The sequence below is a fragment of the Sphingorhabdus sp. 109 genome (assembly GCF_902506555.1).
Classification (GTDB): Bacteria; Pseudomonadota; Alphaproteobacteria; order Sphingomonadales; family Sphingomonadaceae; genus Parasphingorhabdus.
Window position 1 is genome coordinate 1,061,466 of record NZ_LR732707.1, and the last position, 22,649, is coordinate 1,084,114.

Annotated in this window: 26 protein-coding genes; 6 read left to right on the forward strand and 20 right to left on the reverse strand. The window is 57.8% G+C overall.

The genetic code is table 11. The features are described from left to right. Positions 1–48: 48 nt before the first annotated feature. From BOSE62_RS05080 to petA, 3 genes are read right to left on the reverse strand one after another with little or no spacing between them, the layout of a single operon-like run. On the reverse strand, positions 49–900 hold the full coding sequence (locus BOSE62_RS05080; protein WP_159642958.1) for a cytochrome c1: 852 nt from the start codon (positions 898–900) through the stop codon (positions 49–51). Between the two features lie 19 nt (positions 901–919). Next, on the reverse strand, positions 920–2,188 hold the full coding sequence (locus BOSE62_RS05085; RefSeq protein WP_159642960.1) for a cytochrome b: 1,269 nt from the start codon (positions 2,186–2,188) through the stop codon (positions 920–922). 14 nt (positions 2,189–2,202) lie between these two features. Next, positions 2,203–2,766, reverse strand: a complete 564-nt coding sequence (petA, locus tag BOSE62_RS05090; RefSeq protein WP_159642962.1) for a ubiquinol-cytochrome c reductase iron-sulfur subunit — start codon at positions 2,764–2,766, stop codon at positions 2,203–2,205. Between the two features lie 176 nt (positions 2,767–2,942). Here petA and BOSE62_RS05095 point away from each other — a divergent pair, with 176 nt between their 5' ends. From BOSE62_RS05095 to BOSE62_RS05105, 3 genes are read left to right on the forward strand one after another with little or no spacing between them, the layout of a single operon-like run. Beyond that, entirely contained in the window at positions 2,943–3,401 is a 459-nt protein-coding gene (locus BOSE62_RS05095; protein WP_159647900.1) for a tRNA (cytidine(34)-2'-O)-methyltransferase, read from the forward strand. Continuing rightward, complete coding sequence (hemF, locus tag BOSE62_RS05100) at positions 3,398–4,255, forward strand: oxygen-dependent coproporphyrinogen oxidase (protein WP_159642964.1); 858 nt, start codon at positions 3,398–3,400, stop codon at positions 4,253–4,255. Before BOSE62_RS05095 ends, hemF begins: the two co-directional genes overlap by 4 nt. 4 nt (positions 4,256–4,259) lie before the next feature. Continuing rightward, complete coding sequence (locus BOSE62_RS05105) at positions 4,260–4,847, forward strand: GNAT family N-acetyltransferase (RefSeq protein WP_328799754.1); 588 nt, start codon at positions 4,260–4,262, stop codon at positions 4,845–4,847. Between the two features lie 3 nt (positions 4,848–4,850). Here the strand turns inward: BOSE62_RS05105 and BOSE62_RS05110 are convergent, their stop codons facing one another. After that, positions 4,851–5,591: a hypothetical protein gene (locus BOSE62_RS05110; protein WP_159642966.1), complete on the reverse strand. Its 741-nt coding sequence runs from the start codon at positions 5,589–5,591 to the stop codon at positions 4,851–4,853. A gap of 72 nt (positions 5,592–5,663) precedes the next feature. Here BOSE62_RS05110 and lipB point away from each other — a divergent pair, with 72 nt between their 5' ends. After that, complete coding sequence (gene lipB, locus BOSE62_RS05115) at positions 5,664–6,314, forward strand: lipoyl(octanoyl) transferase LipB (RefSeq protein WP_159642968.1); 651 nt, start codon at positions 5,664–5,666, stop codon at positions 6,312–6,314. A 50-nt stretch (positions 6,315–6,364) separates the two neighbouring features. Continuing rightward, entirely contained in the window at positions 6,365–6,592 is a 228-nt protein-coding gene (locus BOSE62_RS05120) for a hypothetical protein (protein WP_159642970.1), read from the forward strand. 4 nt (positions 6,593–6,596) lie between these two features. Here the strand turns inward: BOSE62_RS05120 and queE are convergent, their stop codons facing one another. From queE to BOSE62_RS05150, 6 genes are all read right to left on the reverse strand, one after another. Further along, positions 6,597–7,241 carry a 7-carboxy-7-deazaguanine synthase gene (queE, locus tag BOSE62_RS05125; protein ID WP_159642972.1) on the reverse strand — a complete coding sequence of 215 codons (645 nt, stop codon included), beginning with the start codon at positions 7,239–7,241 and terminating at the stop codon, positions 6,597–6,599. Then, on the reverse strand, positions 7,238–7,924 hold the full coding sequence (gene queC / locus BOSE62_RS05130; protein WP_159642974.1) for a 7-cyano-7-deazaguanine synthase QueC: 687 nt from the start codon (positions 7,922–7,924) through the stop codon (positions 7,238–7,240). Before queC ends, queE begins: the two co-directional genes overlap by 4 nt. A 70-nt stretch (positions 7,925–7,994) precedes the next feature. Beyond that, positions 7,995–8,402, reverse strand: a complete 408-nt coding sequence (locus tag BOSE62_RS05135; protein WP_159642976.1) for a DUF3617 domain-containing protein — start codon at positions 8,400–8,402, stop codon at positions 7,995–7,997. 147 nt (positions 8,403–8,549) lie between these two features. Further along, entirely contained in the window at positions 8,550–9,452 is a 903-nt protein-coding gene (gene hslO / locus BOSE62_RS05140) for an Hsp33 family molecular chaperone HslO (protein WP_159642978.1), read from the reverse strand. Next, complete coding sequence (argF, locus tag BOSE62_RS05145) at positions 9,452–10,378, reverse strand: ornithine carbamoyltransferase (RefSeq protein ID WP_159642980.1); 927 nt, start codon at positions 10,376–10,378, stop codon at positions 9,452–9,454. Before argF ends, hslO begins: the two co-directional genes overlap by 1 nt. Beyond that, complete coding sequence (locus BOSE62_RS05150) at positions 10,375–11,559, reverse strand: aspartate aminotransferase family protein (RefSeq protein ID WP_159642982.1); 1,185 nt, start codon at positions 11,557–11,559, stop codon at positions 10,375–10,377. Before BOSE62_RS05150 ends, argF begins: the two co-directional genes overlap by 4 nt. A gap of 271 nt (positions 11,560–11,830) precedes the next feature. On the opposite strand from BOSE62_RS05150, the gene katG reads away from it, so the two are divergent. After that, positions 11,831–14,026, forward strand: a complete 2,196-nt coding sequence (gene katG, locus BOSE62_RS05155) for a catalase/peroxidase HPI (RefSeq protein ID WP_159642984.1) — start codon at positions 11,831–11,833, stop codon at positions 14,024–14,026. A 77-nt stretch (positions 14,027–14,103) separates the two neighbouring features. Here katG and BOSE62_RS05160 read toward each other — a convergent pair whose 3' ends face one another. The 10 genes from BOSE62_RS05160 to BOSE62_RS05205 all read right to left on the reverse strand — a co-directional run bounded on the left by BOSE62_RS05160 (position 14,104) and on the right by BOSE62_RS05205 (position 22,645). Further along, positions 14,104–14,478: a GFA family protein gene (locus BOSE62_RS05160; protein ID WP_236553843.1), complete on the reverse strand. Its 375-nt coding sequence runs from the start codon at positions 14,476–14,478 to the stop codon at positions 14,104–14,106. A gap of 11 nt (positions 14,479–14,489) precedes the next feature. Beyond that, entirely contained in the window at positions 14,490–15,026 is a 537-nt protein-coding gene (locus tag BOSE62_RS05165) for a GDYXXLXY domain-containing protein (protein WP_159642986.1), read from the reverse strand. Beyond that, complete coding sequence (locus BOSE62_RS05170; RefSeq protein ID WP_159642988.1) at positions 15,023–16,189, reverse strand: DUF2157 domain-containing protein; 1,167 nt, start codon at positions 16,187–16,189, stop codon at positions 15,023–15,025. Before BOSE62_RS05170 ends, BOSE62_RS05165 begins: the two co-directional genes overlap by 4 nt. 91 nt (positions 16,190–16,280) lie before the next feature. Beyond that, on the reverse strand, positions 16,281–16,721 hold the full coding sequence (locus tag BOSE62_RS05175) for an OsmC family protein (protein ID WP_159642990.1): 441 nt from the start codon (positions 16,719–16,721) through the stop codon (positions 16,281–16,283). 2 nt (positions 16,722–16,723) lie between these two features. Beyond that, positions 16,724–18,547, reverse strand: coding sequence for a glutamine--fructose-6-phosphate transaminase (isomerizing) (glmS, locus tag BOSE62_RS05180; protein WP_159642992.1), 1,824 nt, complete (start codon positions 18,545–18,547; stop codon positions 16,724–16,726). An 18-nt stretch (positions 18,548–18,565) separates the two neighbouring features. Beyond that, positions 18,566–18,931, reverse strand: coding sequence for a type II toxin-antitoxin system VapC family toxin (locus BOSE62_RS05185; protein WP_159642994.1), 366 nt, complete (start codon positions 18,929–18,931; stop codon positions 18,566–18,568). Between the two features lie 6 nt (positions 18,932–18,937). Then, positions 18,938–19,171: a ribbon-helix-helix protein, CopG family gene (locus BOSE62_RS05190; protein WP_159642996.1), complete on the reverse strand. Its 234-nt coding sequence runs from the start codon at positions 19,169–19,171 to the stop codon at positions 18,938–18,940. 120 nt (positions 19,172–19,291) lie between these two features. After that, entirely contained in the window at positions 19,292–20,641 is a 1,350-nt protein-coding gene (glmU, locus tag BOSE62_RS05195) for a bifunctional UDP-N-acetylglucosamine diphosphorylase/glucosamine-1-phosphate N-acetyltransferase GlmU (RefSeq protein WP_159642998.1), read from the reverse strand. A gap of 112 nt (positions 20,642–20,753) precedes the next feature. Next, positions 20,754–21,785 carry a nucleotidyltransferase domain-containing protein gene (locus BOSE62_RS05200; RefSeq protein WP_159647903.1) on the reverse strand — a complete coding sequence of 344 codons (1,032 nt, stop codon included), beginning with the start codon at positions 21,783–21,785 and terminating at the stop codon, positions 20,754–20,756. Next, positions 21,785–22,645, reverse strand: a complete 861-nt coding sequence (locus BOSE62_RS05205) for an HprK-related kinase A (RefSeq protein ID WP_159647904.1) — start codon at positions 22,643–22,645, stop codon at positions 21,785–21,787. The genes BOSE62_RS05200 and BOSE62_RS05205 overlap by 1 nt, the downstream gene beginning before the upstream one ends. Between the last annotated feature and the right edge of the window lie 4 nt (positions 22,646–22,649).

Consider the following 22,649-nt stretch of genomic DNA (forward strand, 5'->3'; position numbering starts at 1 on the left):
CGCATTGCGCGGGCTTTTCTAGTCAGCAGTTGAAGAGGCTGCGCGTCTTCAGACCTTCTTTTTCTTTTCCGCTTTCACGTCGGCCCAGATCGTCCGGTAGGACAGATAGGCGAGAATCGTCGCAATCAGCAGGAAAGCGATGACCGCCCAGCCGGTCTGGTGCCGTTCTTCCAGCTTTGGTTCTGCCGTCCAGATCAGGAAAGCCGTCACATCTTCAGCCATCTGTTCGATGCTGGGGTTGGTGCCGTCGGAATAGCTGACCATATCGGCAGCCGCCAGTGGTGGGGCCATCGCGAGGTTCAGGTTGGCGAAATAAGGATTATAATGCAGTCCCGGTCCCGGCTGGTTGGCTTCAGGCAGATTTGCCGGAGGGTTCTGGTAGCCGGTCAGCAGCGAATAGACATAAGGAGCTCCGCCTTCGCGCGCCTTGGTGATCAGGGAGAGATCAGGCGGGATCGCGTTGTTGTTGGCAGCGGCTGCCGCAACGTTGTTGGCAAATGGCTTGGGGAACTTGTCGGCAGGCAACGATGGGCGGGACGACATTTCGCCGGTGTCCGGATCGACATCCGGTGTCTGGATAGCCCAGTTGGCCGCGATTGCCTTCACTTCGTCTTCATTATAGCCGATTTCTTCCAGATTGCGGAAAGCGACCAGACGGAGCGAGTGGCAGGCTGCGCAGACTTCCTTGTACACCTGGAAGCCGCGTTGCAGCTGCTGGCGATCAAATTTTCCCAGCGGACCATCGGAGGTGAAGGAAATATCCTTCGGTTCCTGATGGAACGCATGTTCGGCGGTTTCCGCCGGCGGGTTGGAGATATATTCTTTTGCTCCCATTGCAAAAGAAACCAGGAGCCAGCCTGAAAAGAACAGGCCAACCAATATTCCGATAAATCTTACCATTACGACAGGTCCCTGTTTCTTAGCTGGCAGTGTTGAGTGGCTTGCCGGTTACCGATTCAGTGATACTGTTCGGCAAAGGCTCAGGCTTTTCCATCCGCGACAACAGCGGCAAAATGATCAGGAAATGCGCGAAATAATAAGCGGCGGCCAATTGGCTGATCATCACGAACGGTTCTTCGGCCGGCGCACCGCCACAATAGCCCAGGATCAGCACGTCGATCACAAGGATGCCGAAGAAGATCTTGAACTTGGGACGGAAGTTGCCCGAGCGGACCGGTGACTTGTCCAGCCATGGCAGGAAGAACCAGACCAGGATCGCGGAGAACATCGCCAGTACACCAAGCAGCTTCGCCGGAATGAACAGGAAGTCGAAGGTGAAGGCGCGCAGAATCGCGTACCAGGGCCAGAAATACCATTCCGGAACGATGTGGGCCGGCGTCGAAAGCGGGTTGGCCGGAATATAGTTGTCGGCATGGCCCAGTGCGTTCGGCAGGAAGAACATCAGCGCGGTGAAGAAGATCAGCGCGAGACCGATCGTCCAGCCGTCTTTCGCGGTATAGTAAGGATGGAATGGAACCGTGTCCTGTGGTCCCTTTACATCAACACCGGTCGGGTTGTTAGAGCCCGGAATGTGCAGCGCCCAGATATGCATGATGACAACGCCGGCAATGACGAATGGCAACAGATAGTGCAGCGAGAAGAAGCGGTTCAGCGCCGCATTGTCCGGCGCGAAACCACCGAGCAGCAGTTCCTGGATCGGCTTGCCGACAAGCGGAATGGCTTCAAACAGGCCGGTAATCACCTTGGCACCCCAGAAGCTCATCTGGCCCCATGGCAGAACATAGCCCATGAAAGCGGTCGCCATCGCAAGAAGATAGATAACCACACCCAGCAACCACAGCATCTCGCGCGGCGCCTTGTACGAGCCGTAAAAAAGCCCGCGACCGATATGCAGATAGATGGCGATGAAGAAGAAGCTTGCACCATTGGCATGCGCATAGCGGATCATCCAGCCGCTGTTCACATCGCGCATGATATGTTCGACGGAATCAAAGGCAATATTTGCGTTGGCCGCATAATGCATGGCGAGAATGATGCCGGTCACGATCTGGACGACCAGAAACAGGCCGGCCAAGGAACCGAAATTCCACATATAGTTCAAATTGCGCGGCGCGGGATAACCAGCACCAACGCTGTTGTAAATGAACCGTGGCAGCGGCAGCTGCTTGTCCATCCACTGACCAAAATCAGTTGTTGGTGTATATTCTTTTGCCCAAGGAAAGCTCATTTTTCTTCTGCCCCTTAGCCGATTTTCACGACAGTATCTGAAAGGAATTCATGTTCCGGAACCACGAGGTTGGTCGGGGCCGGACCTTTGCGAATGCGGGCGGCCGTATCATAATGCGATCCGTGGCACGGGCAGAAATAGCCGCCAAATTCACCTTTTATTTCGCCCTGCGCAGCACCGAGCGGCACGCAGCCGAGATGGGTGCAAACGCCCAGCGTGATCAGCCAGTTTTCCTTGCCGGGGGTTGTCCGGTCGGCGAGGGTTTCCGGATCACGCAGGCCAGCAGTATCGACCGCATTGGCCTGGGATATTTCGTCTGCCGTCAGGTTACGGATGAAAATAGGCTGTTTCCGCCAGCTTGTCTTGATCGACTGGCCGGCTTCGATCGCCGAAATGTCGACTTCGATCGATGACAGAGCAAGTACGTCAGCGCTCGGGTTCATCTGGTTGACCAACGGGAAAACCGTTGCCACCGCCCCGGCACCAGCGAAGCTCACTGCTGCGATATTGATAAAGTCCCGGCGGCGAACGCCGCTTTCTTCTGCGACTGCCGTATCAGCTGTTTCAACCGTTGCCATGCAAACAAGCCCTATAGAAAATTTATGACCCCAAGACTGCCAGAATGTCCGATACTGCTCAACAGCAGTTTGAACAGGCAGTGAATTGCGCGCCTGATAGCCGCGAAGGATAGGGTTTGCCAACAGGGAATTTTCGATTGACCGAACATTCACTTCCCGCGCAAGGTGCCTGCCCTATGAGAATAGCATTATATCAACCCGAAATCGCAGGAAATTTAGGAACAATATTAAGGACTTGTGCCTGCTTTCATGTGTCTGTCGATATCATCGAACCATGCGGTTTTCCGTTCAGCGACCGCAGTTTGAAACGCGCCGGAATGGATTATTTTGACCATGTCGACTATACCCGTCACGCCGACTGGGATGCATTTCGTGCAAGTGTCGATTCCCAGGAATCAAGGATTGTCCTGCTCTCCAGCAAGGCCGAAGCGTCGTATTTCGAGTTTGCCTATAGCAAGGACGATATCCTGTTGTTTGGATCGGAGGGATCAGGGGTTCCCCTTACTGTACATGAGCAATGCGATGGACGAATCACGATCCCGATGAAACCCGGTATGCGCAGCTTGAATCTGGCGGTTTCGGCTGGCATGGCCTTGGGCGAAGCACTTAGACAGACAGGACAATTTCCGGAATGACCAATATATTGGATGACCAGCAGCTTACGGCTCAGACCTGGTTCAAGGATCTGAGGAACCAGATATGCGCCGAATTCGAGAAGATTGAGTCGGAAGCCGGCAGCGACGCGACTTTCGACTATATTCCTTGGGACCGGCAGAATCCCGATGGCTCGCCCGGCGGTGGCGGCACGCAAGGTTTGATGAAGGGGAAAATATTCGAGAAGGTTGGGGTCAACATTTCCACGGTCGACGGTGTTTTCAGCGAGGAATTCCAGGCTCAGATCAATGGTGCCGAAAATGATCCCCGCTTCTTTGCCACCGGGATCAGTCTGGTTGCGCATATGACAAACCCCCATGTCCCCAATGTACATATGAACACGCGGTTCCTGTGCACGACCAAGCGCTGGTTCGGCGGTGGCGCTGATCTCAACCCGGCAATCGTCTATGATGACGATACCGAACAGTTTCACGCGCGACTGCGTTCCGCATGCGCGCCGCACAGCCCGGAATATTATCCGCGCTTCAAGAAATGGGCTGACGATTATTTCTATATACCCCATCGCAAGGTCCATCGCGGTGTTGGCGGGATTTTTTACGACCATATCGAACTCGACAAGGAATCGGATTTCGACCGCCATTTCGCGTTCACCCAGGATGTCGGTCGCGCCTTTCTGGATATTTTCCCCGCCCTGGTGCGCAAGCGGATGGCAATGGAGTGGACCGACGAAGAGAAACAGCAGCAGCTGGAATGGCGTGGGCGCTATGCCGAGTTCAACCTTGTCTATGATCGCGGCACAACTTTCGGGCTGAAGACCGGCGGCAATGTCGACGCGATCCTTATGAGCTTGCCGCCCGAGGCAAAATGGGTCTGATTCTATGACAATGTCGGTTCGGGATGTTCCGGCCGGCCATGTAGCTACCATCATTTCCCATCTGGAGATGTTGGAAAAGCCTCGGTTGCCGCTATTGGAATCGGATCTTTATATCGAACGCTGGGCCGATCCCTCGGCAGAGGATTATTGCGCACTGTTCCGCAAGGTCGGAGAGCCATGGATGTGGACATCGCGGCTGTTGATGGACCGCGATGGGCTGACCGCGATCCTCGATGATCCGGCAGTGGAAATCTCGCTTGTACGCGATGGCAATGAAGCCGTCGTCGGTTTTATCGAGCTGGATTTTCGCGTTCCCCGCCAATGCGAGATTGCCTTTTTCGGACTGATCCCGGCGTTGAACGGAAAGGGCCAAGGCCGCTGGATGATGAGCAGGGCACTGGACATGGCATGGCGGGACGGCATCGGCCGGGTCTGGCTCCACACTTGTACGCAGGATTCGCCGCGCGCCCTGCCCTTTTACCAGCAATGCGGTTTCCGGATTTTCAGGCAGCAGACCGACCTGATGGAAGACCCGCGGCTGACCAGCCTTTTGCCGCGATCGGCGGCACCCCACGTCCCGATACTGGAATAGGCGTCAGACCGCTGATTGCCGCGGGGCGGACAATTGCAGATAGATCGAAGCGATGGCGGCGTAGATAATCAGCTGGAAGACCGTCTCGACCAGCGAAGCGACCAGATTGACGATGAGTGGCCACCCTTCGCCGCCGGTTGCCAATCCGACCACAATGCCGGTCACGGCTTCCAGCACATTAATGGCGATAGCGCCGACAACCATGATGATCAGCAGGAAAAAGAGAATCGCAAACCCGTTATTCCGGGTCAGAGACCAGCTCCGCTTGAGCAGTTCCACCGGACTGCGTTCCTGCTGATCGGCCAGAATGACCGGGATCAGGACGAAGCGGCAGCTTAGATAGAGGCCTGGCAAAATGAACAGCATCAGGCCCGACAGAACGAACAGGCCGGACAACAGATTGGCGAGCAGATAGATGACGAGAAATTTCAATGCCGCCAACAGGTTCTCGGCTACGGTGTGGCTTCGCGTCGGCACCAGCGCAAAATAGATTGCCAGCCCGCCAAATCCCATCACCAGATTGGAGGCGAGAATCGCAAAGGCATTGTCGCTGAAATAGGCGGAATAGACGGTGAACAGCGCATTGGCATCCTCTTCGCCGGACAGAAGCGGCGGGGCTACATATTGTGCGAACAACAAGGTCGGGAGAAATAGAAAAACGCCGGCAATGGCAAAGACGGCCTCTTTATGCGCACCGAGCAGGGCCATTGCACCATTCCAGCATTGCATATAATCGAGCTTCATTTTTTCGTTCCCAATTCCATTTCCGTCTTGCAAGCTCTTGCCACCCGGCCAGCAAAAGTGCACGAAATTTCTATGAATGCCCTCAACGATATCGAATGGCGCGTTGCGCCGGAAAAGATCGACTATCCTGATGCGCTCGCCGAAATGGAATCGCGCAACGCTGCGGTTCGGGCCGGCGACGTGCAGGAGCTGGTCTGGCTGCTCGAGCACCCACCGCTCTATACCGCCGGCACAAGCTCCGATCCGGCGGAACTGCTCAGCCAGACTTTTCCTGTCTATGAGACCGGGCGCGGCGGTCGCCACACCTATCATGGTCCGGGGCAGCGAGTAGGCTATATCATTCTCGACCTGAAAAGACGCAACGCGGACGTGCGCGGGTTTGTTCACGCGCTCGAGGACTGGGTGATTGCGGCGCTGGCGGAATTTGGCGTGGCGGCACGGGCGGTAGACGGTCGCGTCGGCATCTGGTGCGACACGCCGGACGGGCAGGAAGCCAAGATCGGAGCGATCGGCATTCGTATCCGCAAATGGGTGACGATGCACGGCTTCTCGGTCAATATCGATCCCGATCTCAACCATTTCGGCGGGATCATCCCCTGCGGAATCAGCGAATTTCCGGTCACCAGCCTTGCCCAACTGGGTATCGCGGCAACGCTGCAGGAATTTGATGAAGCGTTGCAGAAAACGGCCGGCGGATTCCTGAAGGCGATTGATCGTCGCTGATTGCAGGTTATGAAGCGGGAAGTACCTGATCACGACAAGAGGAGAAGACCATGAGCAAATTTTCAAGAATGACCGGTGTTGCGGCGTTTGCCCTGGCGATTTCGGCCTGTTCGGGCAGTGAGGCTCCCGATTCCGGAGAAACGACGGAAACGCGGATGGACGATGTCGATGTCATAGACGGCACGATCAGCGATGAAATGGTTGATGTCGATACAATCACGGAAGTCGATGCGACTGGCGAGGACACAGAAGAACCGGCAGAAGAACCCGCGGAATAAATTCTCAGGCCAGACCGAGTATCTTGTGAGTCTGTAGCGACAGGCGCCATTTCGGATGGGCCTGCACAAAGGCAATCGCCTGTTCAAGATGGCCCTTGCTAGCGGCAGGATCGGAAATTGCGTCTTTCGGCTGCAGTAGCAGATTGGCAAAATCCCAGTCCTGCATATCCTGCCAGTTGCTGCCCTCTTGCGGCCAGACGAGTTTCAGTTCGTCGCCGGACCGCTGGACTGTTTCGCTCTCCGCTTTGGGGCTGATGCAGATCCAGTCGATCGTTCGCGGGACCGGTAGCGTTCCATTGGATTCAATGGCGATGAAGAAATTCTCGGCGTGCAGCGCATCGATCAAATCTGCATCCACCTGCAGCATCGGTTCACCGCCGGTCAGCACCACGAACCGCGAATCGCGGTCCATGCCCCAGGTTTCTGCCGCGGCTGTTGCGAGAGCTTCTGCCGTAGGGAAACGTCCCCCGCCTTCGCCGTCCATTCCGACAAAATCCGTGTCGCAAAACTGGCAGATTGCGGTAGCGCGATCCCTTTCCAGTCCGGTCCAGAGATTGCAGCCGGCAAAGCGGACGAACACCGCCCGTCGACCGGCGTGCACACCTTCGCCTTGCAGGGTCAGGAAGCGTTCCTTGACCGCATAGCTCATGATGCCGCGTATCGGGTCGGATCGACGAGGCCGGCTTCTTCGAAGCCCTTCTGCCGCAGACGGCAGCTGTCGCATAGCCCGCAAGGGAGATTGTCCCCGGTCGGATCATAGCAGGACCAGCTCCAAGACGGGTCAAGTCCCAGCCGGATTGATTCGCGGGCAATATCCGCCTTGGTCATATGTTGCAGCGGGGTCCGGATGTTGAAGCCGCTGCCCTGATCACCGGCCTTTGTCGCGAGATCGGCAAGACGTTCGAACCCCTGAATGAATTCGGGACGGCAGTCCGGGTAGCCGGAATAGTCCAGCGCGTTCACGCCGATGAATATATCGCGGGCATCCCTCGCTTCCGCAAGACCGAGAGTCAGCGACAGGAATATCAGGTTGCGGGCGGGCACATAGGTCACCGGAATATCATTGGTCAGGCCGGACTTGGGCACATCAATGTCGGCGGTGAGCGCCGAGCCGCCAAAGCGACTCAGGTCGAGCGGCAGGATGATATGTTCCGATACGCCGAGTTTCGAGGCGATGGTTCGGGCCGATTGCAGTTCGACCTTGTGCCGCTGGTTATAGTCGACGGTGAGTGCGATAAGGCGATAGCCCTGTTCCGCGGCGATTGCTGCAGACACCATCGAGTCCAGTCCACCGGACAATAATATGATCGCTGTTTTCGATTCGGAGGTCATGATGCGCCCCGCTAAAGGCCTTGACCGCGCGGTGCAAGTGTTCCGCGCTTGCCGGTCACGGGGTCAGGCCCTAGCAACTGCCGGTGCGCCGGCCCTCGAAATCGACCGAAAAGGGCTCGCCGTTGCGAAAGCCTTGCGATGATATCTGTACCAGGGTGCTGGATTCCTGCTTGATCTCGGTGACGCCATGGCCCGCAGGGCCGCATTTATAGCTGACACGCAGCTTTTTCGGCCCGTTTTCGATCACATATCGGGTGCAATTTGCCCGGCCATGCTGGATCTGCAGCAGCAATTCGGGGTTTCCGAGACAGACTTTCTTGCCCGATCCGGTCGATCCCCGCTGTTTCAGGGTCCATTCGCCGGCCGATAATCCCTCAAGCAAAGCCATGCGGGGGGTCTGTGCGGGGGCGGCAATAGCAAAGCCCGACAGGATGACGGCAACTGCGCTGACTGATTTGATCAGTTTCATGCCTTTCATATTATTTCTCCTGTCCTGTTGGTTGCGGGTGTTTGATTGCCAATGGGTTGATAATATTCCTGAATTGCGGCCAATATCGTCGCCAATTATGTCAATCGCTAGGATTTTTTCGACAATCGTGCGTGATTGCCTCAATTTTGTCGGTATTCAATTGTTCAGACTGGCGCCTGTGATCGTGAAAGTCTTGCTACAAAATGCGCAGTCTATCGCGATATTACCCAGTTCATCGAGCATGTCGTCCTTATCTTCTTTCGGGAACCGTGCGATTACGTCCCTGATATGGTCCTCATTACAGCGGCATCCCTTAACGCACGCTTTACCGCTCAAAACCCTCACTTCGTCGCTCTCGCTAAACAGGCGCCACAAAATGTCTTCCAGCGGCAGATTTTCATCTGTCAGCTCTGCCGGGCGCACGCTGCCGCCCATGATCTCGACATGTTCCCATTCCGGATGATCCAACTGCGCATGGAGGCGTTCGCGCCCCACCTCCCCTTCCGGAAGATGCTGAACAAGCAACCCACCAGCAGAAATCCGGCCATCATTCTCGTCCACCGCAACCCGGATCAGCGTCGGAATCTGCTCCGACTGAAGGAAATAATTCTGTACCGCTTCGGACAAGCTTTCTCCCTCGAGCGGCACGATCCCCTGGTTGCGGCCACGCGGTTGCGGCAGATCAAATGTGATCGCAAGATAGCCTTTGCCGAACAGCGACATCAGGCTGGGTTCAACCGGCTGGGCGGCAAACCGTTCGCGGTCAAATGCTACATAACCGCGCAAGGCACCATCTTTATAATCACAGGCCAGCAGGTCGATCACGCCCGCTTCGGTCTGGGCCTGCAAGGTCAGTTGCGAGCCATCTTCCTTCATCAGCGCGCCAAGCATTGCGGTGAGGCAGACGGCCTCCGCCAGCAGGTCCCGGATTACCGGCGGATAGCTGTGCGCGCCCAGAATATCATCAAGGGCGGGGCCCAGACGAACCACCCGACCACGGCAGTTTTTTGCCGGAATCGCAAAGGATAATATGCTGTCGCTCAGACCTATTTCCATCATCAGAGTTGCCCGAAGCACCAGCGCAGAACGGACTTCTGGGCATGGATCCGGTTCTCGGCCTCGTCCCAAACGACCGATTGCGGGCCGTCGATCACCGAAGGCATGACTTCCTCGCCGCGATGGGCCGGGAGACAGTGCAGGAACAGCGCGTCCGCTTTGGCCTGTTCCATGATCACATCATTGACCTGATAGGGCATCATGGCAGCAAGCTTGGCTTCCGCATGTTCCTGCCCCATCGAGACCCAAGTGTCCGCAACAACGACATCTGCGCCGGCCACCGCTTCATTCTCGTCACGATGGATCGAAACATTGGCGCCAGCGTCCCGCGCTCGTTTGATGAACTCCGGGTCGGAATCATAGCCTTCGGGGCAGCCGATGCGCACGTTATATTTCATCAACCCGGCCCCTTCGACGATGCTGTTGAGCACATTATTGCCATCGCCGAGCCAGGCGATTTCAAGACCCGGCAGGGATTTGCCATGTTCCACCAGCGTCAGCAGATCGGCGACAATCTGGCAGGGATGGGATAGGTCGGTCAGGCCGTTGATCACCGGTACGCTGGCATTTGTGGCCATTTGTTCGATTTTCGCATGGTCATCGGTGCGGATCATGATCGCGTCGCACATCCGGGAAAGGACCTTGGCCGTGTCATCGACCGTTTCACCGCGGCCGAGCTGCATTGAGCCGCTGTCCATGACGATGCTGGAACCGCCAAGCTGGCGGATTGCCATGTCGAAGGACACGCGGGTTCGCGTGCTGCTCTTTTCAAAGATCATCGCCAGCACATGATCAGCCAGCGGCCGGTCTGCGTCCGGCTTGCCCTTGGGGAAGCCAGCGCGCGCTGCCTTGCGGTCGATCGCATCGTTGATCATCGCTGCAATGGCGTCCCCGCTCGCGTCCGAAAGATTGAGAAAATGCCGGGTCATGATTCAGGTGCCTCGTAATCGGCTGCGCCCGCTGACAGTTTCTCGATGAAGGTTGCGATATGACTGTCGTCGATATTGAGCGGCGGCAATATCCGGAGTGTATTGTCGCCGGCAGCCACGGTCAGCAACCCGTGATGGTCCCGTAGATGGGCGACAAAGCTGCGCGCCTCCTGAGTCATCATAATACCGAGCATCAGGCCCTTGCCCCGCACGCCGATGAACAGATCCGGATAATTGCCGATGAACTGCTCGATGGCCGCCCGCAGCTTTTCACCGGTCACCCGGACATTTTCCAGAAATTCGTCATTGGCAACCACGTCCCAGACAGCATTGCCGGCGGCCATCGCCAGCGGATTGCCGCCATAGGTCGAACCGTGGGTTCCGGGCTCCATGCCGCGTGCGGCCTCTTCGGTCGCCATGCATGCGCCGAGGGGGAAACCCCCGCCGATGCCCTTGGCCGTCGCGACAATGTCCGGCTTGATGCCGTAAAGCTCGTAAGCGTATAGCGCGCCGGTGCGGGCCACGCCGCATTGTACCTCGTCGAGCGCCAGCAAAATGCCATGTTTGTCGGCCAGGTCGCGCAAGCCCTTCATAAACTCATCCGACGCCGGACGTACGCCGCCTTCGCCCTGGATGGGCTCGACCAGAAACGCCGCGGTCTTGTCGGTGATAGCCGCTTCCGCTCCCGCCAGATCATCGAAATCGACATATTTAAAGCCGGCGAGCAAAGGCGAGAATCCGTGGTGCATTTTTTCCTGATTGGACGCCGAGATGGTCGCCATCGTCCGGCCGTGAAATGCATTTTTGAAGGTAATGATCTCGAACCGTTCACTGCCGGCCGATTGGTGATAGGCACGCGCGGTCTTGATCGCGCATTCCACGGCTTCCGCGCCACTATTGGTAAAGAAGACCGTGTCGGCAAAAGTCGTGTCGACCAGCCGCTGGGCAAATTTCTCGCCTTGCGGGCTACCATAGAGATTTGACACGTGCATCAGGGTTGCCGCCTGGTCCTGGATCGCCTTGGTAAGATGCGGATGACCGTGTCCCAGAAGGTTGACCGCGATGCCGCTGGCAAAATCCAGTGCACGCGAGCCGTCTTCGGAAATCAGCCAGGCGCCCTCGCCGCGCACAGGACGAAAACCGCACCGGGGATATACGGGCATGAGCGGGGTAATCGTCATTTTCTCTTCCTTCCGAAAACGGGACTTCAACAAAATAGAAAAGGCGACCCGACTGGCCGCCTCTCGAAACAGGCCTCCTTATATGCCGCTTCGCTAAGCCGGTCAATCATGGTAGAATGTGGCGGCCGCCATGCTGTCGCTGAGCGAGTTGAGTGACTGTTCTGATCACAGAGACAGGGAGAATTCATTTAGCGGCCAGCTCGCCATGAGGTAATTAACGGCATCGGTGACTGGCGGGACAGACGCAGACACCAGAAAAGGAGATAGTCAGATGGATATGAAAACAACAGGTTCCCCTGATGGTTGCCCGATGGGTTTTGATGGCGGTGTACGGAGCTTACTGGGGCGGACAAACCGTGACTGGTGGCCCAATTCGCTGCAACTCGAAATATTGACTCAGGGCGGCACATCGCCGGACCCGATGGGGCCCGATTTCGACTATGCGAAAGCCTTCGGCGAGCTGGACTTCCAGGCACTCAAGGATGATCTGAAGACGCTGATGACCGACAGCCAGCCTTGGTGGCCGGCCGATTACGGGCATTATGGTCCCTTTTTCATCCGCATGGCGTGGCATGGAGCCGGCACCTACCGCACCGGTGATGGTCGCGGCGGTGCTTCCAGCGGGCAGCAGCGTTTTGCTCCGCTGAACAGCTGGCCGGACAACGGTAACCTAGACAAGGCGCGCCGCCTGCTCTGGCCAATCAAGAAGAAATATGGCGAGCAGATTAGCTGGGCTGACCTGTTCATCCTGACCGGCAATGTCGCGATTGAATCGATGGGCGGACCAGTGTTCGGTTTCGGCGGTGGCCGCAAGGATGTCTACGAACCCGAGAAAGACGTATACTGGGGCTCGGAAGAAAAATGGGTCAATGAAGGCGTTGCCACACGCATCGATCCCGATGAAGGCAAGGCGATGGAAAATCCGCTGGCGGCAATCCAGATGGGTCTGATCTACGTCAATCCGGAAGGTCCGGGCGGCAATCCGCATGATGCCGAGGGCATGGCCCGCGACATGAAGGAAACTTTCGCGCGGATGGCGATGAATGACGAGGAAACCGTGGCCCTGACTGCCGGCGGCCACGCCTTTGGCAAATGCCACGGCGCGGTTCCGCCCGACCAGCTAAGCGGTGACCCGGAGTCGGGCGAACTGAATCTGATGGGCTTCGGCTGGAGCACGGATCCGGAGCAGATTGGCGAGGGACATATCACTACGTCCGGGCTGGAAGGGGCGTGGACGCCCAATCCGACGCAATGGGGCGGCGACTATTTTCGCCTGTTGTTCAAATATGATTATGAACTGGTCGACAGTCCCGCGGGTGCCAAGCAGTGGCAGCCGGTCAATCCGGACCCCGAAGACATGGCACCCGATGCCCGGGACCCTTCCAAAAAGGTCCCGACAATGATGACCACCGCCGACATGGCGCTGATACGCGATCCGGACTATCGCAAGATATCCGAACGCTTCCGTGATGACCAGGCTGCGCTGGATGATGCCTTCGCCCGCGCCTGGTTCAAGCTGACGCACCGCGACATGGGACCCAAGGTCCGCTATCTTGGCCCTGAAGTACCCGCCGAGGATCTGATCTGGCAGGATCCCGTTCCCGCAGGCCAGCAGGCTACGGATCAGGATGTGGCGGACTTCAAGGACAAGGTGCTCGACAGCGGTCTTTCGGTTGCGGAACTGGTCAAGGCGGCCTGGGCTTCGGCTTCCACTTATCGCAAGAGTGACCACCGCGGCGGTGCCAACGGCGCGCGAGTCCGGCTTGCACCGCAGAAAGACTGGGAAGCCAATGATCCCGGAGAGCTAGCCAAGGTTCTGGACAAGCTCGACGAAATCCGCGGTTCGCTGTCAATGGCCGACGCCATCGTCATCGCGGGCAGCGCGGCGGTCGAGAAAGCGGCTCAGGATGCGGGATTTGATGTCAACGTTCCGGTTACCACGGGACGCGGAGACGCGAGTGAAGAGCAAACCGACGCAGAAAGCTTCGAACCGCTGGAACCGTTTGCGGACGGTTTCCGCAACTATCTGAAAACCAAGGCAAGCGTGAAGACCGAGGAAATTCTGATCGATCGCGCCAATCTCCTCAATCTAACCATTCCCGAGATGACGGTTCTGGTTGGCGGTCTGCGGGTACTCGGGGCCAATCATTCGAGCGCGCCGACCGAGGGCGTGTTCACCGACCGCCCCGGCCAATTGACCAATGACTTTTTCGTCAATCTGCTCGAAATGGGCACATTTTGGGAAGTCGTGGACAAGTCCGGCGACGAACTGTTCATCGGAAAATGCCGGCAGACGGGCGAGGAGAAATGGCGCGCGACCCGGACCGATCTGGTGTTCGGATCGAATTCGCAGCTCCGTTCGGTCGCCGAAGTCTATGCCGAGGACGGGCATGAGACAAAGTTCGTGGAGGATTTTGTCGCGGCCTGGGCAAAAGTCATGAACGCCGATCGCTTCGATCTAGGCTGATATCTGGACGACACCCGCTGAGACGGCCCGCCGGATAAAATCCGCGGGCCGTTTTGGTTGGAACCATGGTCCGCGTCTTAGCCCAGTTTTGCTTTGGCTGCTTCCCAGTTCTGGCCATCAAATTTGGTGATCGTTGGTTGCAGATCATGGCCGGTGTCGAGGCAGTTATAGTTCACGCTCCAGCTCTCCGGGTGGGACTTTGGCTGGTAGAAGCTTTTGACGCCACAAATCTTGCAGAAGAGATGATTCGCCTGGCCGCTGCCAAAGCGGTAGCTGGTAAGATCCCCCTCCCCTTTTTGCAGGCTAAACTGCTGATGTGGCACGAACAGGTGCAGAAAGCCGGTCCGGGCACAGATCGAACAGTTGCAATCAAGCATTGCCGGTGCCTTTTCGACATCGGCTTCGAAGCGGACAGCGCCGCAATGGCAACCGCCGGATATGCTGCTGCGCACGAAAACTTCTCCTATCTGTTCTCTTCTTCGCGACGCGGGCGGAAACGCAGCGACAGCGGAGTGATGAACCCGTCATTGTTAATCCGGATTCTCGCGATAGCCTGCAAATCCGGATCGACAAGATTTTTCTCATAGTCGCGCGCTGCGTCCTGCGCGACATAGAGGCGGTCGCGGGTGAGGCCATCATTGCCTTCCTCGCTCCACGGATTGGCCCGGACGACCATATCGCAACGGTCATCCACGAGAGGATCGGCGTCAATCCGGTCATATGTTTCGACGCTTGCGATTTCGGGCGCGGTGCCCCTGATACACAAGCTTTTGCGAGCGGCCCCCCATGACGGTATCTGGCCCTCATCGGTCGCAGGCCAGTCGTAGCGAAACTGTACATAATGGCCCCGCAGCAGATCGCGAGGATCATAGCCGGCAATCGGCACATCCCATTCAGTCCCCTGGTGCGATTCCCTTTCCGTGATCCACCAGATCAGTGCCAGACCGGCCAGCGGCAATAGCAGTGCAAGCGGCATGAAAAATCGACGATAGCGGCTCATTGGTCGCTCCCCTGCTCGTTCGGTTCGTCTGCACTCGACTTTTCTGGTGCCAACGTCCGGGACAGGCGATAGGCGGCCATCGCTATGGCAATGGTGATCAGCCCTGCGATAATCAGGCCGATGCCGCTGCTGAACAGATCATAAGCGAGCTGAAAATTCAGGATGATCAGGCGCAACGCTATGATCGCGACAACCGCCTGAAACACGTTCCGCCACCCGGAATGGATCGCACTCCAGCCAACCACGGCCCAAAAGGCCATGAACAATATAGCGTTGACCACAGGCGCGCTAGGCTGCGCGATACTGCTGACAAAATTGATGATCGCGGCACCGGTTACAATCGCGGCGATGCTGATACCGGATGCGGCGCGATTGTAAAAGTAGACCAGAAGCGCAGCTGCGCTCCATAACAGCAACTGGATCGCTGCTATATCGCTCAGGAACTGGTTCGATTCCCCCGTGCCCAATGCCAATCCATCGGTTATCAGTTTGAAACCCACCCCTGCGACTAAGATCGTCAGTGCAAATTGTCCGATCTGCCGCCAGAAAACCGCCCTTTCGCTCCATTTTCCCATCACCACGGCAAGGAGCAGTGCAAAAACCGGCAGGCTGGTGATGACCGCAACAATGAGGGAACTGGGGGCTTCGCTTTGTTCGAAATACCAGCCCAGAAAGCTGATGGCCGTCCCCATCAGCGACGCCGGCCAGAGCAGCGAGATCAGCCACCCGCGACCGGTCAGCAGCAACAAAGGGGAAAACAGTAGCAGCCATATCAGCAGAGGCTGCCAAAGCGGAGAACTGGTCTGGTAGACCTGACCGAGATGCCCGAAAAAGGTCAAGCCCAGCACCGCGGTCACGAACAGAAAAATGTCCTTCAGATAGAGACCGAGAAAGCCTTTGCGCGGCTCCAGCCGATAGATTGCGCCGCAAAGACCGCTGATCAAAAGTCCATGAACGGACAGGCGGACCATTCCGGGGATATCATCCCAATTCGCGGCGACGAGCGAGATGATCCCGAGACCGATGGCTAGAGCACCCAGTCCGATCAGCGACCAGAGACCGAGTGGTCTCGCCTGATCGCTCTCATAGTCCCGGATGCGTTGCGCAGTCGCTCCATCGATCACGCCGGCATTCAGCCAGATATTGATTTTTCTTTCTGACAATTGCCGATCTCCGCTCCGGTAAAAAATCTACGCGAGGCGGGCTGGGATGGCAAGCGCAGCGGCGCAGTCACGCGCTAACGGTCGGGTCGGATCAATCCCGCACTTCGGTGGTGTGGATGTCTATGCGGTTTTCCAAAGTTCTGTGCACCGGGCATTTTTCGGCAATTTCGAGCAGCTTGCGCCGATCCTCCTCGCTCAAATCCCCTTCAAGAGTGATCGAACGGTCGATTACGTCAATGCGATTGTCGTCATTGTTACAGCTCTGGCAGTCATCGACATGCTCGCGGCTATGCTCGAGCAGGATATGCACGGCCTCGAGCGCGATACCCTTGCGATCGGCGTACATCTTCATCGTCATTGATGTGCAACTGCCCAGTGCCGCGAGCAACAGGTCATAAGGCGACGGGCCGCTGTCATTACCGCCAAAGGATTCCGGTTCGTCTGCCAGAAACCGATGTTTCCCGACCCTGACGGTCTGCTGGAATTTGCCGCTAGCGGTTTCGACGGAGACAAGAGAAGGATTGGTTGCCATGATTATTCCACCGTTACCGACTTTGCGAGATTGCGGGGCTGGTCGACATCCGTGCCCTTGGCGACTGCGACATGATAGGACAATAGTTGCACGGGTACCGCGTAGACTAGCGGCGCGATCAAAGGATGGACTTTCGGCATCTCGATCGTGGCCATACAGCCCTCTCCCGCTTCCGCTATCCCGTCAGCATCGGAGATAAGCACAACCTTGCCGCCGCGGGCCATGACTTCCTGCATATTGGATACGGTTTTCTCGAACAAAGGGCCTGATGGCGCCAGCACGATCACCGGTACCGCTTCGTCGATTAAAGCAATCGGACCGTGCTTCATTTCGCCGGAGGCATAGCCTTCGGCATGAATATAGCTGATTTCCTTGAGTTTCAGAGCGCCTTCTAGGGCCAAGGGATAATCCGGACCTCGTCCCAGATAGAGCACATCCCGCGCCGGCGCGATCAGATGCGCCATTTGTGCAATATCTTCGTCATGCGCGAGGGCCGCGTTCAGGGCTGCGGGTGCCTCGGTCAGGTGCCTGACGACATCCCGCTCCTCGTCCCGCGTCATTCTATCCTTCACCACGGCCAGATGGGCCGCGAGCGCAGCGAGCACCGCAAGCTGGCACGAGAAGGCCTTGGTCGATGCAACGCCGATTTCGGGACCGGCATGGGTGGGCAGCAGGAGATCGGCTTCGCGGGCCATGCTGCTGGTCGGAACATTGACGACAACCGCAATTTTCTGGCCATTCTCCTTGCTGTGGCGAAGCGCTGCAAGAGTGTCAGCGGTCTCTCCCGACTGCGAGATGAACAGCGCCAGTCCACCAGGTTCGAGCACCGGATCACGATAGCGAAATTCCGAGGCGAAATCGAGATCGACAGGGACGCGGGCGAACGTCTCAAACCAATATTTGGCTACCATGCCGGCATAATAGCTGGTGCCGCAGGCGACGATCGTCACGCGCTTGATATCGCGCAGGTCAAAATCCATTTGTGGCAGTGCTACCTGCTGTTCGAGCGAGCGGATGTAGCTCTGCAATGTCTGCGCGACGACGGTGGGCTGCTCGAAAATCTCCTTCTGCATGAAATGGCGGTAATTGCCCTTTTCGATGGCGGAAGCCGAGACGCCGGATGTCGTGATCTCGCGCTCCACCGGGACATTATCCTTGTCATAGATATCTGCGCCATCGCGCGTGATGACCACCCAGTCGCCTTCTTCCAGATAGGCAATTTGCTGGGTCAGCGGCGCCAGCGCCAGCGCGTCGGATCCGAGATAGGTTTCGCCGTCGCCATAGCCGACCACCAGAGGGGAGCCGAGCCGCGCGCCGATCAGAAGGTCGGGCTGCGAGCGGAAAGCGATGGCCAGCGCAAAAGCCCCCCGCAATTGTGGCAAGATCGCCTGGACCGCTTCTTCCGGGCTTTTGCCCGTTTCGACCTGCTCGCTGACCAGATGAGCGACCACTTCGGTATCGGTTTCGCTTTCGAATGACCGGCCACGCGCGCTCAACGCTTCGCGAAGGCTCCTGAAATTCTCGATAATGCCGTTATGCACCAGCGCTACTTCGCCGGTTGCATGAGGATGCGCGTTACTGGTTGTGGGCGCACCATGGGTGGCCCAGCGGGTATGGGCAATCCCGACGTTGCCGGCGGCATCATCCGTTTTCAACACCTCCACCAGATTCGCCAGCTTGCCTTCTGCCCGGCGGCGGATCAGCTGGCCATTATGCACGGTGCAGACACCGGCGCTGTCATAGCCGCGATACTCCATCCTTTTCAGGCCATCGACCAGACGATCTGAAACGGACTGATTGCCAACTATTCCAATAATTCCGCACATCGTTTTTCGGGCTTTCTGCTAAAATATATAAGGTATCCGGATGCCCGGCATGTTGGCCGGAAAATCCTTTGTATTACGGGTAATCAGGATAGCACCGCTAACCTGGGCAGTGGCAAGAATCATGGCATCAAGCAAGTTCATCTGCATGCGATAGCGGATATCGGCAGCGGCATCGCAAATTCGTGCGTCCAGTTCAACGATTTCGAACGGGGCCAGCAGATCCTGTATCTTGCGGCGGGTTTCCAGCGGTTCGCCTGCTATGACTTCCGTCCAGACGACACGGCTGATCCGGTGCTTTGCATATCGTTGCAATTCAGCGGCCGCGCCGGGCCGGTCCTGCAACCAGTCGATGATGATATTAGTGTCGAAAAAGGGCGTGGACATGGCCTTCTATGCCGGTTCGCGGTCTGCGCGGATGGTGCGCTGATATGCCATGCTGTCCCCGATATCAGATCGATCTTTCCAATAGCCGCGGCCCTTGGCGATCCAGTCCTTGCTGCCCTCAGCGCGATATGCAGCCACTGCATCCCGTAACAACTGGGCGCGAGACTTGCCCTGCTCTGTCGCCTGAGCGTCGAGCCATTTTACATCGTCTTCGGGGAGATCAGCGAGGATTCGGGTCATGATGATATATTGATATCATATCGTGATATCATGTCAATTTGAATCGACTATTTGTGCCGGGAAGTTGCGTTACAAGCGGCATCGGCTTGGTTCTTAATCAAGCGATATGTAATTCCGGCGTCACTTTCGCGATTTTTTCTTAACGCTTGCCGCATTGAACCGGGCAGCCCAACCTGCCTTCGCCGTCTGTTCAGCGCGAACCAGCGCCAGATCGCCGGCGGCAACATCTTTCGTTACGGTTGCGCCTGCGCCGACAATTGCGCCTTCGCCGATCGTCACCGGTGCCACCAGCGCGCTGTTCGATCCGATGAAGGCGCCCTTGCCGATCACCGTTTTATATTTGAAATAGCCGTCATAATTGCAGGTGATCGTGCCGGCACCGATATTAGCGCCCTCGCCCACTTCAGCGTCGCCGAGATAGGTCAGATGATTGGCCTTGGCGCCTTTGCCCAGCGTGGCTTTTTTCATTTCCACGAAATTGCCGACTTTGGAGCCTTCTTCCATCACGGCCCCCGGGCGCAGACGGGCGAAGGGTCCGACGTTGGTCGTGGGACCAATAGTCGCTCCTTCGATATGGCTGTGCCCATATATTTTCGCGCCCGAGGCGATCGAGACGCCGGGACCGAAGATCACATTGGGCTCGATCACGACATCGGAAGCGACTTGCGTATCGTGCGCGAACCACACCGTGTCCGGCGCGATCAGGCTGACCCCGTCGGCCATGGCTTGTTCTCGGCGGCGGGCCTGCCATTCGCCTTCGACCGCGGCAAGTTCGGCGCGACTGTTGACGCCGGCGACCTCGGCCGGATCATCGACCTCAATAACGGCGCTTTTCTGGCCGGGAAGCATGACGATGTCGGGTAGATAATATTCCCCTGCAGCATTGTCGTTGCTGATCTGGTCGAGCAGGATGAACAGGTCCGTCGAGCGCGCCGCCATCAGGCCGCTGTTGCACAGATTGACCGCACGCTCCGCATCGCTGGCGTCTTTAAACTCGACCATCTTCTCGATCTCGCCCTGATCATCGGCAATAATCCGGCCATAAGCGGCGGCATCATCTGGGCGGAAGCCGAGCACGACGGCGCGCGGATCGGATCCATTGTTGAGGCGGAAAATCATGTCGCGCATCGTATCCGCGCTGACCATCGGCACATCGCCATAGAGGATCAGCACGTCGCCGGCGAAGCCCTTTAGCGCGTCATGAGCCTGCGCCACCGCGTGGCCGGTGCCGAGCTGCTCCTCCTGCACTGCGATCGCGACATTGCGGTCCTTTACACTTTCCTCGATCTGCTCACGGCGGGCGCCGACGACAATGACGGTGCGTTCAACGCCAACAGACTCGATAGTATCGAGAAGATGGTGGAGCATCGGCTTGCCGGCAATCGGGTGCAGCACCTTGTGCTTTTCCGATTTCATCCTCGTCCCCTGACCGGCGGCCAGGATGATTGCGGCTAGCGGGCGATCTGACATCGAAATTCTCCGGAACAAATGGGACTATAGCGGCGCTGTCTCGGCCATTTGCAGCGGCTAATGCCATGCAAAGCGGGGATAAGCCACCCTGTATCTTGTCGGCGTGGCGGGTTCATCCAGACGGCTTTCCGTCCTTGCGCCATTTGATCCACAAATGCCGCGCCAGCATCAGTGGCGGCATTCGCAGCCAGTGGGATCGGATATAGAAGGCAAGGCGCGTCAATTTCCGGGTTTCGCGGCCATAACCGTCGCGCGCCAGCAAACGGCGGACATAGAAATTGTCGGTAAACGTCGCCTTGCCCGCCAGCGACGGAAGAACCGGCGTATCATATAGCGCCGCAGCAAGGCGCAGCGCCCTTGCCAGTTCGTCGGCCAGCCCGTGGAGACGGGCGCGCTCATCGAGCTCGGTCCAGAATGATGCTGAGGCTTCGGCCTTTTCCCGCAACAGGAGGTTGATGTCCCACAGATTCCGCAAGCCGCCGGCCAGATCACCATCCGCAAACAGATGGGCGACGGAATGCAGCACCATGTCCGCCGGCGCCATCACATACAGGCCATCCGCGAGTGCTACGGCACTGGCGAGTATCTCTCCGGCATCCGGCGTAGGACCAGCGGTCAACGGCAATATTGTATGATGTACGTCGATCATCCGGTCCCGCTCGCGGTGGATCAGCGGCGGCAGTTCGTGCATATGCTCGCGATAATATTGGTCATCATAGGGATCCGGTTTAACCCATTCCCAGCCGGCATCGAGCAAGGCGTTTTCGACCACCGGCAAATCTTTCCGCTCCACCATGATGTCGAGATCGCCTATGCTACGGCCCCGGCCAGCGGCGAGGTCGGCCGCGACATAGGCTGTCCCCTTCATCAGGACGATCTTGCCGGGATAGTCGGCGAGCGCCCGTCGCGCGCAATCGGCTTCCCACAAGGCCTGCAGTCGCGCCAGATCATGCGCCTCGACGGCATCTTGCAGAACCATGCGAATCCGATCCGGCACCTTCGCATGATCGATCCGGTGAGCCAGCGCGCCGATCAGCGATTCGGCCCGGGCCATGCTGATCAGGTCGGTCCACTCGCTGCCTCGAAGCATTTCCACGCTGGCCGGGTTGCGCAGGGCATCGACCAGACGTCGGGCATCGCGCATCATGGCAGTTTGCTCCACAATCCGTCGATCAGTTCTTCCGCCTGCTCAATCGATTGATAATCCATGGCTCTGGCGGGAACCCGATCAACAAACCGGGTCAGTGCCCGAAATCCCGATTCTCCGAGCGCGACATAATTGGTTGAGGCCTGGGTCAGCCGGACGAAAATTTCGGCCTGGCCCATTTCGCGCAATTCGCGAGCGTGACCAAAGCGGGGAAAAAGCAACAGCGCCGGCGTGGCCGACTCCTCCATTCGGGTAACGGCCTCCTGCGGCGGCACAAGATGGCGTATGTCGCCCTTGGGTGTGGCTTTCATTTCGGGGCCGAACCGGTCATCCGCTGCAAGATTCTGCATCGCCCCGATAGCCTGGTTTTTCAGGCTTATCAGGCGCGGAAAAGGCGAAATCTTTCCGTCGTCGAGGCCCAACAGTGCGAATTCGTCCCCCATGAACCGCCAGCCCCGCTCGGCCAGCATCGCGGACAAGGTCGATTTCCCCGAGCCGGACAGGCCGGTCATGACCAGCGCTTTGCCGTCTTTCTTGACGCTGCTGGCATGGAGCAGCAGATGCCGCCGCCAGCCGAGCGCCATTTGCAGGTTCATGCCCATTTCGGCGGCAAGCAAACCCTGCGCCAGCGGCAACGGTGCGGCATCGGGCAGCCAGAAGTCACCGCCGATGTGGACGGACGGGCGGATGTGGCGGCGCCAGGGCTTGTCTGGCTCCAGCCGAACCGTGAAATCGACCTGCCCTTCGCCCGGTGCCGGATAGTGCCGATAGAGACCGGCCAGCTGATCCAGCGGTTGTCGCCATGCCGAAGCAATCCGGAAAGCTGCGGGACCGATTTTGAGCAGGATATGATGCATCTTG

Coding starts and splice junctions, on each gene's coding strand:
- katG (WP_159642984.1), top strand. CDS start 11,831: ATGGATATGAAAACAACAGGTTCCCCTGATGGTTGCCCGATGGGTTTT.
- BOSE62_RS05200 (WP_159647903.1), bottom strand. CDS start 21,785: ATGCGCGATGCCCGACGTCTGGTCGATGCCCTGCGCAACCCGGCCAGC.
- petA (WP_159642962.1), bottom strand. CDS start 2,766: ATGGCAACGGTTGAAACAGCTGATACGGCAGTCGCAGAAGAAAGCGGC.
- argF (WP_159642980.1), bottom strand. CDS start 10,378: ATGACCCGGCATTTTCTCAATCTTTCGGACGCGAGCGGGGACGCCATT.
- BOSE62_RS05190 (WP_159642996.1), bottom strand. CDS start 19,171: ATGACCCGAATCCTCGCTGATCTCCCCGAAGACGATGTAAAATGGCTC.
- BOSE62_RS05105 (WP_328799754.1), top strand. CDS start 4,260: ATGACAATGTCGGTTCGGGATGTTCCGGCCGGCCATGTAGCTACCATC.
- BOSE62_RS05135 (WP_159642976.1), bottom strand. CDS start 8,402: ATGAAAGGCATGAAACTGATCAAATCAGTCAGCGCAGTTGCCGTCATC.
- BOSE62_RS05205 (WP_159647904.1), bottom strand. CDS start 22,645: ATGCATCATATCCTGCTCAAAATCGGTCCCGCAGCTTTCCGGATTGCT.
- BOSE62_RS05080 (WP_159642958.1), bottom strand. CDS start 900: ATGGTAAGATTTATCGGAATATTGGTTGGCCTGTTCTTTTCAGGCTGG.
- BOSE62_RS05095 (WP_159647900.1), top strand. CDS start 2,943: ATGAGAATAGCATTATATCAACCCGAAATCGCAGGAAATTTAGGAACA.
- hslO (WP_159642978.1), bottom strand. CDS start 9,452: ATGATGGAAATAGGTCTGAGCGACAGCATATTATCCTTTGCGATTCCG.
- queE (WP_159642972.1), bottom strand. CDS start 7,241: ATGAGCTATGCGGTCAAGGAACGCTTCCTGACCCTGCAAGGCGAAGGT.
- BOSE62_RS05120 (WP_159642970.1), top strand. CDS start 6,365: ATGAGCAAATTTTCAAGAATGACCGGTGTTGCGGCGTTTGCCCTGGCG.
- hemF (WP_159642964.1), top strand. CDS start 3,398: ATGACCAATATATTGGATGACCAGCAGCTTACGGCTCAGACCTGGTTC.
- glmS (WP_159642992.1), bottom strand. CDS start 18,547: ATGTGCGGAATTATTGGAATAGTTGGCAATCAGTCCGTTTCAGATCGT.
- BOSE62_RS05165 (WP_159642986.1), bottom strand. CDS start 15,026: ATGAGCCGCTATCGTCGATTTTTCATGCCGCTTGCACTGCTATTGCCG.
- BOSE62_RS05175 (WP_159642990.1), bottom strand. CDS start 16,721: ATGGCAACCAATCCTTCTCTTGTCTCCGTCGAAACCGCTAGCGGCAAA.
- BOSE62_RS05110 (WP_159642966.1), bottom strand. CDS start 5,591: ATGAAGCTCGATTATATGCAATGCTGGAATGGTGCAATGGCCCTGCTC.
- lipB (WP_159642968.1), top strand. CDS start 5,664: ATGAATGCCCTCAACGATATCGAATGGCGCGTTGCGCCGGAAAAGATC.
- queC (WP_159642974.1), bottom strand. CDS start 7,924: ATGACCTCCGAATCGAAAACAGCGATCATATTATTGTCCGGTGGACTG.
- glmU (WP_159642998.1), bottom strand. CDS start 20,641: ATGTCAGATCGCCCGCTAGCCGCAATCATCCTGGCCGCCGGTCAGGGG.
- BOSE62_RS05185 (WP_159642994.1), bottom strand. CDS start 18,931: ATGTCCACGCCCTTTTTCGACACTAATATCATCATCGACTGGTTGCAG.
- BOSE62_RS05150 (WP_159642982.1), bottom strand. CDS start 11,559: ATGACGATTACCCCGCTCATGCCCGTATATCCCCGGTGCGGTTTTCGT.
- BOSE62_RS05085 (WP_159642960.1), bottom strand. CDS start 2,188: ATGAGCTTTCCTTGGGCAAAAGAATATACACCAACAACTGATTTTGGT.